The sequence below is a fragment of the Mycobacterium sp. SMC-4 genome, from assembly GCF_050205565.1.
GTDB lineage: Bacteria > Actinomycetota > Actinomycetes > Mycobacteriales > Mycobacteriaceae > Mycobacterium.
Window position 1 is genome coordinate 1 of sequence record NZ_JBNMQU010000022.1, and the last position, 12,930, is coordinate 12,930.

Annotated in this window: 8 protein-coding genes and 1 pseudogene; 6 read left to right on the forward strand and 3 right to left on the reverse strand. The window is 66.7% G+C overall.

Annotated features, from left to right (window positions below; translation table 11 throughout):
* On the forward strand, positions 1-3,046 hold a 3,046-nt coding region (locus ACQI46_RS25515; protein ID WP_427096845.1), incomplete at its 5' end, for a hypothetical protein.
* On the opposite strand, the gene ACQI46_RS25520 is transcribed toward ACQI46_RS25515, so the two are convergent.
* On the reverse strand, positions 3,043-4,692 hold the full coding sequence (locus ACQI46_RS25520; RefSeq protein WP_427096846.1) for a DNA repair helicase XPB: 1,650 nt from the start codon (positions 4,690-4,692) through the stop codon (positions 3,043-3,045). The genes ACQI46_RS25515 and ACQI46_RS25520 overlap by 4 nt on opposite strands.
* 370 nt (positions 4,693-5,062) lie before the next feature.
* Between ACQI46_RS25520 and ACQI46_RS25525 the strand changes: the two genes are divergently transcribed.
* On the forward strand, positions 5,063-8,329 hold the full coding sequence (locus tag ACQI46_RS25525; RefSeq protein WP_427096847.1) for a hypothetical protein: 3,267 nt from the start codon (positions 5,063-5,065) through the stop codon (positions 8,327-8,329).
* Here ACQI46_RS25525 and ACQI46_RS25530 read toward each other — a convergent pair whose 3' ends face one another.
* Positions 8,330-10,588, reverse strand: coding sequence for a helicase-associated domain-containing protein (locus ACQI46_RS25530; RefSeq protein ID WP_427096848.1), 2,259 nt, complete (start codon positions 10,586-10,588; stop codon positions 8,330-8,332).
* A 65-nt stretch (positions 10,589-10,653) separates the two neighbouring features.
* On the opposite strand from ACQI46_RS25530, the gene ACQI46_RS25535 reads away from it, so the two are divergent.
* The 4 genes from ACQI46_RS25535 to ACQI46_RS25550 are packed head-to-tail and all read left to right on the forward strand — an operon-like array spanning position 10,654 to position 12,239.
* Complete coding sequence (locus ACQI46_RS25535; RefSeq protein ID WP_427096849.1) at positions 10,654-10,839, forward strand: hypothetical protein; 186 nt, start codon at positions 10,654-10,656, stop codon at positions 10,837-10,839.
* 13 nt (positions 10,840-10,852) lie between these two features.
* Positions 10,853-11,341 carry a cyclic pyranopterin monophosphate synthase MoaC gene (moaC, locus tag ACQI46_RS25540; RefSeq protein WP_427096850.1) on the forward strand — a complete coding sequence of 163 codons (489 nt, stop codon included), beginning with the start codon at positions 10,853-10,855 and terminating at the stop codon, positions 11,339-11,341.
* Complete coding sequence (locus tag ACQI46_RS25545; protein ID WP_427096851.1) at positions 11,338-11,817, forward strand: MogA/MoaB family molybdenum cofactor biosynthesis protein; 480 nt, start codon at positions 11,338-11,340, stop codon at positions 11,815-11,817. The genes moaC and ACQI46_RS25545 overlap by 4 nt, the downstream gene beginning before the upstream one ends.
* Positions 11,814-12,239 carry a molybdenum cofactor biosynthesis protein MoaE gene (locus ACQI46_RS25550; protein ID WP_427096852.1) on the forward strand — a complete coding sequence of 142 codons (426 nt, stop codon included), beginning with the start codon at positions 11,814-11,816 and terminating at the stop codon, positions 12,237-12,239. The genes ACQI46_RS25545 and ACQI46_RS25550 overlap by 4 nt, the downstream gene beginning before the upstream one ends.
* A gap of 126 nt (positions 12,240-12,365) precedes the next feature.
* Here ACQI46_RS25550 and ACQI46_RS25555 read toward each other — a convergent pair.
* Positions 12,366-12,930 (reverse strand): annotated as a pseudogene (locus ACQI46_RS25555) (transglycosylase family protein); the annotation flags it as partial.

The window sequence follows — 12,930 nt, forward strand, 5'->3', positions numbered from 1 at the left end:
GATCACCGATCTGGATTCTGATCAGCTCTCCGGTGCCACGGTGCGCATCAGCACGGGCGCCAAGACCGGTGACGTTCTTGGTTTTACCGCGATCGAGGGCAATCCGATCACCGCGTCGTGGGATGCCAACACCATGACATTGACCTTGAGTGGTGTTGCCAGCATCGCCCAGTACGAAGCGGCACTCAAGGCAGTCACCTTCACCACCACCGAAGGCGGCCTGCCCCGCGGCCTGACCGTCTCGGTGACTGACGAAGCCGAGGTTGCCTCGTTGGTGCCGGGTGCGGCGTTGGTAACCGTCATCGGACTGCCGCCGACAGTGGTGACAATTGGTGCGCCGCTGTTCAAGCTGGGTGGATCGCCGGTGCGGGTGATCACCTCAGCCTCGATCACCGATCTGGATTCTGATCAGCTCTCCGGTGCCACGGTGCGGATCGCCACCGGCGCCAAGACCGGTGATGTGTTGAGTTATTCGCAGCTGAACGGGAATCCAATCACCGCGTCGTGGGATGCGGAGACGATGACATTGACCCTCTCCGGTGTCGCCACTATCGCCCAGTACGAAGCGGCACTCAAGGCAGTCACCTTCACGACGACCGAAGGCGGATTGCCCCGCGGCCTGAGCGTCTCGGTGACTGACGACGCCGAGGTTGCCTCGTTGGTTCCGGGTGCGGCGTTGGTGACCGTGATCGGACTGCCGCCGGCGGTAGTGACCATCGGTGCGCCGCTGTTCAAGCTGGGTGGGTCGCCGGTGCGGGTGATCTCCTCGGCATCGATCACCGATCTGGATTCTGATCAGCTGTCCGGCGCGACGGTACGCATCGCCACGGGGGCCAAGACTGGTGACGTGTTGAGCTTCATCGCGATTGAGGGCAACCCGATCACAGGCACCTGGGATGCCAACACCATGACACTGACGTTGTCCGGCGTCGCCACCATCGCCCAGTACGAAGCCGCGTTGAAGGCAGTCACCTTCACCACGACTGAGGGTGGGTTGCCGCGCGGCCTGAGCGTCTCGGTGACTGACGAAGCCGAGGTGGCTTCGGTGGTCCCGGGTGCTGCCATGGTGACCGTGATCGGTCTACCGCCGCTGCTGGTGGTGACGGGGCTTCCCGTGCACACGATCGGCACGGCCCCGGTGAGGGTGGCGTCGTCGGTCACCATCACCGATGCGGACTCCACCCATCTGTCGGGTGCGACCGTGCGGATCTCCTTGCTGGCGCAGTCCGGAGATGTACTGGGCTACAACGGTCCAGCCGACGGTCCGATCACTGCTTCGTGGGATAACGCGACAAAGACGCTGACGCTGACCGGTGTCGCCACCATTGCCGAGTACGAAGCGGCGTTGAAGGCTGTGACGTTCAGCGCCACCGGATCGGTGCTCATCGCCCGCACCATTTCGTTCTCCATCGTTGACGAAACCCAGGTCGGCGGGGTGGAACTGGCGACCGTGGCCGCCGGCGCGAAGTATTCACTGACTCCGGCGTTGACCGTGCTGGGCACTCCGGTCTTCAGGCTGGGCGGGACCGCCGTGAGGGTCATCTCCGTCGCGGAGATCACTGACCTCGACTCGGACAGAATGTCGCAGGCGACGCTGAAGCTCACCGGCGCCAAAGCCGGCGATGTATTGAATTATGTTCAGTTGGAAGGCAACCCGATCACCGGCACGTGGAATGCCGAGACCATGACGTTGACGCTGACCGGTGTCGCCACCAAGGCGCAATACGAGGCAGCGCTCAAGGCGGTCACCTTCAGCACCACAGAGGGTGGCCTACCGCGTGGGGTGACGGTGGCGGTGGCTGACGAGACAGGTGTGGAAAGCCTTCTCGCACTGCCTATCCCGGTCACAGTTGTCGGTCTGCCGCCAGGCCTGCTGGTGTTGGGTGCGCCGATCCATACAATCGGCACGGCGCCTGTGAGGGTGGCATCGTCGGTCACCATCACCGATGCCGATTCCACGCACTTGTCCGGGGCCACGGTGCGGATCTCGCTGTTGGTCCAGTCCGGGGACACGCTGTGGTACTCGGGTCCCGAAGATGGCCCCATCACCGCGTCATGGGATGACGCGTCGAAGACTCTCACGCTATCGGGTGTCGCCACCATTGCCGAGTATGAGGAGGCGTTGCAGTCGGTGATGTTCAGTGCGACCGGCTCGGTGTTGGCGACACGGACAATCTCCTTCAGCGTCACCGATGACACCAACGTGGCTGCATTGTTGCCGGCGACGGTGTTGGCTGGATCGAGATACTCGCTGGCACCCACAGTGGTGACGATCGGCGGAGAAACCCACGTCATCGGGAAAGCACCGGTGCGCATCATCTCCCGCGCTGAGATTGGTGACATCGACTCCGACTACATCTCCCGAGCCGAGGTGCAGATCGCCTTGCTGGGACAGCCGGGTGATGTTCTTGGATACACGGGTCCGGCAGGGCCCATCAAGGCGACCTGGGATGCGGGTTCACTCACCTTGACTCTGTCGGGGGTGGCGACCAAGGCGCAGTACGAGGCGGCCCTGGAATCTGTCACCTTCTCTGCCACGGGCGGAGTCTTTGCGATCCGTACCGTGTCCGTCACCGTCACCGACGATGCCGGGGTGAGCAGCGTGCTGCCGGGGACCGTGACCGCTCGAGCAGCGAATCCCCTTGCGCCGGGCGTCTTCGCGACCGGGAGGGCGGTGCCGTACTCCACGAACAACTCCCCGGTGAACCCCATTGTGACCGCCGAGATCGTCGACCTAGATTCCGACTACATGTTCGGCGCCTCGGTCCGGATCTCGGACAACGCGCGCGGTGCGGACTTGCTCGCTTTTGCGGGACTAGCGAACAACCCGATCACGGCTTCGTGGAACAACACGACCAAGACTCTGACGTTGTCCGGAACAGCGACCAAGAGCCAGTACGAAGCGGCCCTCAAGGCGGTCACGTTCTACACCACCGATGCCGGACCGCTCTTCGACCGGATCCGGACCATTGCCATCACAGTCACCGACGACTCACGCCTCATCGGAACAGGATCGGTGCCGATCGCCGTGACGACGCTGTTCTAGATCGCTGGCCCGAGCAGGTCGTCGGCGTCTTTGATGACGTAGCCGTAGCCCTGCTCGGCCAGAAAGCGCTGGCGATGCGCGGCGTACTCGGCGTCGAGGCTGTCGCGCGACACGACGGAGTAGAACACCGCTCCGCCACCGTCGGCTTTCGGGCGAAGCAGCCGACCGAGCCGCTGCGCTTCCTCCTGCCGTGACCCGAAGGTGCCCGAAACCTGCACGGCCACACTGGCTTCCGGCAGGTCGATGGAGAAGTTGGCGACCTTGGAGACCACCAGGGTGCGGATCTCGCCGCGGCGGAACCCGTCGAACAGCGCTTCGCGCTCAGCGGTTTTCGTCGAGCCCTGGATGACGGGGGCGTCCAGTTCGGCGCCGAGTTCGTCGAGCTGATCGAGGTAGGCGCCGATCACCAGCGTCGGCTCGTCGGGATGACGCGCCAGGATGGACTTCACCACCGCGATCTTGGTGTGCGCCGTCGCGCACAGCTTGTAGCGCTCGTCGGGTTCGGCAGTGGCATAGAGCATTCGTTCGTTGTCGGTCATCGTGACGCGGACCTCGATGCACTCGGCCGGCGCGATCCAGCCCTGGGCTTCGATGTCCTTCCACGGCGCGTCGTAGCGCTTCGGGCCGATCAGTGAGAACACGTCCCCTTCACGGCCGTCCTCGCGGATCAGTGTCGCGGTCAGGCCCAGCCTGCGCCGCGACTGCAGGTCGGCGGTCATCCGGAACACCGGCGCAGGCAACAGGTGCACCTCGTCGTAGATGATCAGCCCCCAGTCGCGGCTGTCGAACAACTCCAGATGCTTGTACTCACCCTTGGTGCGCCGGGTGATCACCTGGTAGGTGGCGATGGTGACGGGTCGAATCTCCTTGCGCTCACCGGAGTATTCGCCGATCTCATCCTCGGTCAGCGACGTGCGTGCCACCAACTCACGCTTCCACTGCCGGCCGGCAACCGTATTCGTCACCAGGATCAACGTCGTCGCACCGGCTTTGGCCATCGCAGCCGCACCCACCAGCGTCTTACCGGCACCGCACGGCAGCACCACCACCCCCGAGCCGCCCTCCCAGAACGAGTCGGCGGCCATCTGCTGGTAGTCGCGCAGCTGCCAACCGTCCTGCGCGAGGTCGATGGGATGCGCTTCACCGTCGACGTACCCGGCGAGATCCTCGGCCGGCCACCCGATCTTGAGCAGCATCTGCTTGACGCGGCCCCGCTCACTGTTGTGCACGATGACGGTGTCGTCGTCGAGACGCGCGCCCAGCATCGGGGCGATCTTCTTGTTGCGCAGCACCTCCTCGAGGACCGCGCGGTCCAAGCTCACCAAGGTCAGCCCGTGCGCCGGATGCTTCACCAGCTGCAGTCGGCCGTAGCGAGCCATGGTGTCGACGATGTCGACCAGCAGCGGCTGCGGCACCGCGTAGCGCGAGTACGTCACCAGCGCGTCGACAACCTGCTCGGCGTCATGGCCGGCCGCGCGCGCATTCCACAGTGCCAGCGGCGTGATCCGGTAGGTGTGGATGTGCTCAGGCGCGCGTTCGAGCTCGGCGAACGGCGCGATCGCCGCGCGGGCCGCCTGGGCTTGTTCGTGGTCGACTTCCAGCAGAACGGTCTTGTCGGATTGGACGATCAGCGGCCCCTCGGTCATGCGTCGCCTCGTTGCTGATGTCGGTTCAGAGTCACGTTTGTCCATTATCCAGGGCCTCGCGCGGCGACCTGGGTCGCGAAGCCGCGGCGATGCCGAAAGTCGGCAGTCCGAACATTGCGGCGGTGCGTGCCGTCACTTCGTCCGTTGGCTAATCGCTACGAAAAGACGCGGTTTTCGGAACGTTGCCATAGACGATGACTAAGCAGTTAGAAGATATTTGCGAGTGTGCTGACAGCTTCCGCACTCAAGCAAATAGGTCGATTTTGTGACGGCCGTCAATATTTTGCTCTAATCTCATCCTCGCGAACGCAACCACCCACAGTGTTCTGCTTGCAGAGGGTGCTCAGCGACCAATGGAGGCCGACGACCGATGACCACGCACTCAGCTCGACACCGCAACGACGCCTCCGCGAAGTCATCAACCTTCTGGGCGGCGCGAGACCTTCTCTCCGACGTCGAGTCGAGCGGTGGGCCCAGGCACGCGCGCAAAATCGCGTCGAAGTACGGCACCCACATCGGGCGTGTCGGTGCGCTGGCCGTCTCGCTCGGCATCGGGTTCGCGGTCGTCAATTCGGCGACCGCGGTGGCCTACGCGGAAACCGACTCCGAGACCGGCGCCTCGTCGTCCGCGCCGGCCACGCCTGAGACCGCGTCGACCGAACGGGCAGAACCTTCGAGATCTTCCGTGCGCGGCGGACCCCGCACGCGCGCTGAGCGTGCCGAAGCGCGGTCGCGAGGAGCGACAACTGCGCGGAGCGTCGACGACATCCTCGGCGACGACATCCTCGGCGACGACATCCTCGGCGACGACAGCGACGACAGCGACGACAGCGACGACAGCGACGACGTCGTCGTTTCCGGTGCCGACGAAACGGAGCCGCCCAGCGCCCAGGCCGGCGGCGGCAACACACCTGCCACCTCTGGCGAGTTGGAAGACACCACCACCGAGGTGACAGCCCCATCGGTCGACGCGGTCGAACCGGCGCCGGCGCCCGAGGCCGACGAATCCACGGCCGCGGACGACGATGAAACCGCGGAAGCCCCGAGTCCGACGGCGACCGTCCGTGAAGCGCTGCCGCGGCGCGCCGCGGTCCGCGCCGCCGCGTATGCCCCGGTGGATTCGGCGACGCGCGTCACGCAGGAAATCACCGAGACGAACGTCATGAGCGCCGTGGTGTCCAGCATCATCACGCCGCTGGCCGACACCGAGGCTCCGGTGTCGAACCCGGTCCTCGACACCGTCCTGGCATATGTGCGGCGGCTGATCAACCACACGTTCTTCAACCAGACGCCGGTGGTGCGCAGCGTGACCACCGAGCAACTCCTCACCGGTCACGTCGTCATCGACATCGACGCCTACGACCCCAACGGCGACCCGCTGACCTACGAGATCGTCCAGCCCGCCAACGGCATCGTGGTCCGCGAACCGCTCACCGGGAAGTTCATCTTCACGCCGGACGAGATCATCACCGGCGACCCGAAACCCGTGCAGTTCCAGGTCATCATCCGCGACGACTCCGAACACCTCACCGGCGCACTCGGCTCGATCCAGAAGCTGCTCCACACCGTGGCCCGAATCTTCGGGCTCGCGAAGGCGGACACTCACACCGAGACGGTGGCCTTCGAAGTCGGCCCGATCCTGCAGGTCCCGCCTGTGCTCATCGCGGTCGGCTCATTGCCCTACCAGCTCGGCGGCGACCCGACGAAACTCCTGTCGGTTGCCGAGATCACCGACATGGATTCCCAGAGTCTCAAGCGAGCCGTGCTGAAGTTCGAGCTCGGCTACACAGACGGCGATGTCCTCCACTTCACCGACACCGAGGACATCCGCGGCCAGTGGGACCAGGCGACCAGGACACTGACCCTCGAGGGAAACGCGTCGCTGGCCGCATACGAGGCTGCGCTGAAATCCGTCGCCTTCAGCGCCAACTCGGTCGGCTTGCTCGGCCGCACCGTGAGTATCGACCTCGTCGACGAACACAACATGTCGACGTTGCTGCCCGCAGCGGTCGTCGTCGCCGTCCTGCCTGCGCTGGCCCTGCCGCCCGCGCTGGTGGCCGCGCCGGGACTGCCGTACCGGATCGGTGACAGACCTGCGCGACTCCTGTCGATCGCCGAGATCGCCGACGGCGACTCGGCCAATCTCAGCCGTGTCGTGCTGAGGATCCTCGGTGGGCAAAGTGGCGACCTGTTGGAGTTCACCGCGCCGGACGGTTCGCCGATCGAGGGCCATTGGGACGCGCAGAACCGCACCCTGACCCTGGAGAACGTCGCATCCAAGGCTGCCTATGAAGCCGCGCTCAAAGCGGTGGAATTCAGTGCCACGCAGCTCGGGCTGCTCAGCCGCAGCATCGAGGTCACCCTGACCGACGAAGGCGGAACAGACAGCCTGCTGCCGACGCTCGTGGTCTTCGGCGTGATCGCGACTCCTGAACTGCCGCTCACGATCCTGCCGGTCGGCGCGCCCATCTACACGATCGGCAAGCCAGGGGTCCGCGTGGTCTCCGCGGTGGAGATCGTCAACGCCGACAACAACATTCTCAAGCGTGCGACCGTCACCATTGCGACCGCGCGGATGACCGGCGACAAGCTCACCTACACCGGACCGGCTTCCGGCAACATCACGGTGACGCAGACCAATGAATACACGTTGACACTGAGCGGAGAGGCATCGGTAGAGGAATACGAGCAGGTCTTCAAGCAGATCGTTTTCAGCGCAACTCAATTGGGCTTGACGCGCACGGTGACCTTCAGCGCGGTCGAGGTCGACGGAGACGACACCCTGTTGCCCGGTGCGGTGTTCGTCAACACCCTGCCGCCCATCGCGCCCACCGTCACAGCGCCGTCCCTGGTGCCGTCGGTGTACACATTGGGCAAACGCGCCGCGAGACTGGCTCCCACGGTCCTGATCGGAGACCTCGACTCCACCACCCTGACGAAGGCCACGCTGGAGATCGCTGCCAACAAGCAGTCCGGCGACATGTTGTCCTACACCGGAATCGCCGGCAACCCCATCACCGCGTCGTGGGACGGGACCACTCTGACCCTGCAGGGTACCGCCACCATCGAGCAGTACCGGGCGGCGCTGGAAGCAGTGACGTTCGGAGCTACCGGCGGTGTCGGTCTGCTGCAGACCCGACTGGTGCAGATCCACGTCTATGACGACTCCGGCGAGAGGTCGCTGTTGCCCGCGACGGCTGAGGTTCTGGTCAAAGACCCCGACCGCCCCACTCTGATCGTCACCGGTCCGTCGCCGCTGTCCTTCCCTCGGGCGAACGAGACGGTCCGGCCGATCACTTCGGCGACGATCATCGACACCGACTCCACGGTCCTGCGTGGTGCGAGCGTGAAGATCACCGACGGATTCACCACCGGGGATGCGTTGGCTTTCAACGGTCTTGCGGGCAATCCGGTCAGCGCGACCTACGACAGCGCCACACGTGAACTCAAGCTGACGGGCGAGGCCACGCTGGCGCAGTACAAAGCCGCACTGGAGGCGGTGACGTTCCGGGCCACCCAGCACGGCGCCGGGTTCCTGGCCCTCTTCAAGACCCGGACCTTGACGGTCAACATCACCGACGACTCGGGCCTCAACAGCCTGCTGCCGGGCGTCGTGCTGGTGTCGATCTACAAGTGATCAGCCGGGAGCGGCCGACACCACCGACGTGACCCGGTGGATCGCGAATTCGCGGACGCGTCCGGAAGCCGGGTCGTACGCGGTCAGTTGGCCGCCGCGGACGTTGATCGGTGCGACCACCCGCTGGGTGGCCACCCCCGCGGGGTCGACGTAGCCGATCACCACCGACTCCTGGTGATAGGCCGCCTGCTGGAGTTCCGAGATGGCCACCGCGGGATCCAGCCGCAATCCGGATGAGGGGGCGGCCGCGACCTTGCGCAACACCGCCACGATCGCGCCGAGCGTCTGGTCACTGGGCGGCGTGTGCTGGCGGTAGCCGCGCCGGCGTACCGGCGCAGCCACGCGCGCGCCGCGGGTCCGCAAGTCCACGATCGCGCCCGTGGCGTCCTCGGCCGCGGGAGCAAAACCTGCGCTGCGCAACGCGTTCAGAACCTCACCGATATTGGCTTGCGACACCGCCACCGTGGGCGCCAGTAGCCGCAATTCCACCGCCTCGGTGGCCGGTGCGGCAACCGCCTGGGCCAGCAACGCGGTGTCCTCGCATCGCACGAAGGACGATGCCATGCCCACCCGGAGCTGGCCGTGCCGCCGCGCAACATCGTCGATCATGTACGTCAATGCTTGCGGCACGGGCGTTTTCGAGTGCTTGGCGAACAACGCGTGCAACCCGCCGGCGGTCTTGCCGCTGTCGAGAGCCCGGCGGACCGAGGCCTCGTCGATGCGGTACACCATTGCCGCGCCCGCGGATTCGACAGTGGCCACGGCGGACAACTCTTCGGCCAGTTCTCGTTCGAGCGGTCCGGGAACGATGACGGTCAGGTCAGCCTGCACCAGGAAGTGGTCGATCGGCGCGGGAAGCACCTTGGCCATCGCGGCGATCACAGCGTCGTCGTCCCCGCCGTCGAGCAGCACCCTGATGGGGCCGGCCAACGCGCCGCGGCCGACCACGCCGACCGCGTGGGCCTCGGTCAGCAGATCCGCCACGGGTCCCGGCTGCAATCGCGCCGACCACCGTGGTCGCTGCCACACCATCGCCTCCGAGGCGCTGTCGGCGTCGACGCCCGCGCCGGCGGGCAACTCGGCCAGCACCTCGAGCAGCAACCGTCGATCCAGGGGAGCGGCCGTCGAAAACAGTGAATCAGACAGCGCGGCATAGGGTTTGTCATCCGGGCTGCGACTGCCGACCAGGCTGGGCCGGCTGGGCAGCGACAACCACGCCGAGGCCAACAGATGCCACTTTGATGCCGTGGAGGCTTCGATGAACCGGTCGGCGGCCACCGTCGGCGCCCAATAGTTGCCGGTGCCATCGGTCGGATCGGGTTCGGGGACCCCGGAGGCGATCAGCCCTGCGCCGGCGCTCACCTCCAGCAGCAGGCCCAGCCGACGCTCCTCGATCCCGGTGACCTTGGTGAGTCGCTTCACCTCGCGCACACCGAGACCTCCGCTGCGCAACTCGGGAACCGGTGTCGCGCCGAGGATTTCGATGAGTATCTCGACTTCACGCAGCAGGTCCAGCGCGGCGCCGGCAGCGACGGCGTCCACGTCCGATGCCGTGGTCTGCGAGCGGATCGGGTCGGGACGCACCAGGCTCGACGGTCCCGGCGTCTCGCCGCGCATGATCTGACCGACCAACCGGGGCAGGATCACCGTGTCCTCGTCCAGTCGCCGCAGCAGACCGGCGGCAAGCAGGCGCTGCACCGGACGGTCGGGCGGTGCGTCGGGCAGGGCGTCGCGGGTGCGGCCGACCGGCGAGCCCTCCAACAGTTTCTCGAGCAGGTCGCGGGCCGTGTCGTCGACGTCCTCGAGCGCGGTGCGGATGTCGCGCTCGGTCAGCGCGCCGTTCTCCAGCGTGGCTTGTCCCGGATACCACGGCAGGCACGACGCTGCCTCGGCGACCACGCGCAACGCACTGGTCGGTCCCCACACCAACGCGCGGTCGGTCAATGCGGAAACTGCTGCGGCAACCGCGGCATCGTCGACCTGTTCCCGAAGCGGCTCCGTGAGCGCGGAGACCGCGACGGCGATCGTGTCGGCACCCAAAGTCAGCAGTGCGTCGAGGACCGCCAGATGGAGAAAGTCGAGGTCATCGGTGGCGGCTTTCACCGACTGCCGGGCCGCCGCGCGGGCCGCCAGTGCGGCAATGGTCCCCGGCGGGGGCTGGGTGAGGTCGGGCCGGAGTCGCAGCAGCCGGATCAGCCGCTCGTCGTCCAGATCGGCCAACCAGGCGCCCAAGGGCACGCCTGGAGTGTTCGCACTCATTGCTGACCAGCGTAAAGCAGCCGCCCGACCTCGCCCGACCGCGAGGCGTTTGCCACAATGGCTCCGTGGCTGATGACAAGAAGAACCGATATGTCGACCCGGGTTGGCCCACGGTGGATCCCGATGACCACGCGGTCAGCGAACTGGCCGCCGATCGCACCGGCGCCCTGTCGCCCTACGGCGACCTGACGTTCCCGCTGCCGGCCGAAGAATTGCCGTTCGTTCATTCAGTAACCGTCGTCAACCGGTAGCGGAGCGCTGATCGTGGGCGATCGCCTCTCCCATCTCGACGAGACCGGCGCGGCCCACATGGTCGACGTGACCGCCAAGGACGCCACCAAGCGCGTCGCGGTGGCCTCCGGGGTGGTGCACACGCGGTCCGAGGTCGTCGAGATGATCACGGCCAACGGGCTGCCCAAAGGCGATGCACTGGCCACCGCCCGCATCGCGGGCATCATGGCCGCCAAGCGCACCAGTGAGCTGGTGCCGCTGTGTCACCCGCTGGCGATCACCGGCGTCGATGTCGACTTCACCATCGGCGTGGACGGCGAACCCGGGGCCGTCGGCATCACCGCCTCGGTGCGCACCACCGACCGCACCGGCGTGGAGATGGAAGCGCTGACGGCGGTCAGCGTGGCAGCGCTGACGCTCTACGACATGATCAAGGCCGTCGACCGCGCCGCGCGCATCGACGCCATTCAGGTCGTCCGAAAAGAGGGCGGCAAAACCGGGACCTGGGTCCGAGACACATGAGCCGGACCGGCGCCGTCGTCATCGCGTCCACCCGAGCCGCAGCCGGCGTCTACGAGGACCTCTGCGGTCCGCTGATCGTGGATTGGCTCAACCAACGCGGGGTGGCCACCGCAGCGCCGGTCGTCGTCGCGGACGGTGATGCGGTCGCGCAGGCCCTCAAGGACGCGTTGGCCGCGGATCCCGACATCATCGTGACCTCCGGCGGCACCGGGATCTCACCCACCGACGCCACACCCCAGGTGACCGCCACGCTCCTCGACTACGAAATCCCCGGCCTGGCCGAGGCGATACGGCGCGCCGGCCTCCCACAGGTGCCGACCGCAGTGTTGTCGCGCGGGCTGTGCGGAGTCGCGGGCCGCACCCTGATCGTGAACCTGCCCGGCTCGCGCGGCGGCGTCCGCGACGGCCTGTCGGTACTGGCCGACGTCCTCGACCACGCGCTCGACCAACTCCACGGCAAGGATCACTCGCGATGACCATCGTCGTGCGCGCCGCGCTGACCGAAGAGCCCATCGATCCCGCCGAGCACGAAGCCCTGGTCGGCCACGACGCTGCCGGCGCGGTGGTGACGTTCTCCGGCGTGGTCCGCAACCACGACGGCGGACGGACCGTCACCCGGCTCGAATATTCGGCCCATCCCTCCGCCGAAGACACCATCGCCGAGGTTGCCGAAGCCGTGGCGGCCGAATCACCCGGTGTGCGCGCGATCGCCGTCAGCCACCGTATCGGTGAACTGCACATCGGCGATGCCGCGCTGGTGGCGTCGGTGGCCGCTGATCACCGCGGCGCCGCGTTCGCCACATGTTCCCGGCTCGTCGATGCCGTCAAAGAACAGTTGCCGGTGTGGAAGCACCAGTTCTTCGCGGATGGGAGCGATGAGTGGGTCAACTCCGCCTGATAAGGCGGTTTGTCACGGCCTGATAAGGCGGTTTGTCACGGCCTGATAAGGCGGTTTGTCACGGCCTGATAAGGCGGTTTGTCACGGCCTGATAAGGCGGTTGGTCACGGCCTGATCAGGCGGTGATCAGGCGGGCGGCAGCGGTGCCGGGGCCGGGGGAGCAGGAGCAACCGCGGGGGCCGGCACATTCGGCGGGACGCCGCCGGGATCCGGCGTCGTCAACGGCCGCTGGGTGAGCGCCAGCAGCGCATCCTTGCCCGAGATCTCCTGGGTCTGGATCGCGTGCCAGATCTCCCGCAGGTAGGTCACGTTCGGGCTCTCGTTGGGGACCTGCGCCGGATCCACGGTGGTGCCCGGAGGCAGGTTGTCCGGGCTGGCCAGATGCGGAACACCTTCAGGCGCGGCCGGCGGTGCCGGAGCATCGACTGCAGCGGGCGCCGCGAGCGGCACGGGAGCATCCACCGGAGCAGCGACCGGCGCGGGAGCCGGAGCCGGAGGCAGCGGCGGCAACGCGGGATCACCCGGCGCGGGCTGCAGCGGCACGTCGCCTGACTGCAGCGACCACAACTGCGGCTGGTTCACCGGAGTCGGTCCCTGCGCGCTGTCCCAGTCCGCGACAGTGACCGCGGGTTCCACGGGCGGTGCGGGCGGGAGCGGCGCTGCCAACGGATCGGCGGGCGGAGCCGGGAGC

Bases quoted from the DNA above. Each gene is read 5' to 3' on its own strand.
- ACQI46_RS25520 (WP_427096846.1), bottom strand. From the start codon at position 4,692: ATGACCGAGGGGCCGCTGATCGTCCAATCCGACAAGACCGTTCTGCTG.
- ACQI46_RS25550 (WP_427096852.1), top strand. From the start codon at position 11,814: ATGACCATCGTCGTGCGCGCCGCGCTGACCGAAGAGCCCATCGATCCC.
- ACQI46_RS25525 (WP_427096847.1), top strand. From the start codon at position 5,063: ATGACCACGCACTCAGCTCGACACCGCAACGACGCCTCCGCGAAGTCA.
- ACQI46_RS25545 (WP_427096851.1), top strand. From the start codon at position 11,338: ATGAGCCGGACCGGCGCCGTCGTCATCGCGTCCACCCGAGCCGCAGCC.
- ACQI46_RS25530 (WP_427096848.1), bottom strand. From the start codon at position 10,588: ATGAGTGCGAACACTCCAGGCGTGCCCTTGGGCGCCTGGTTGGCCGAT.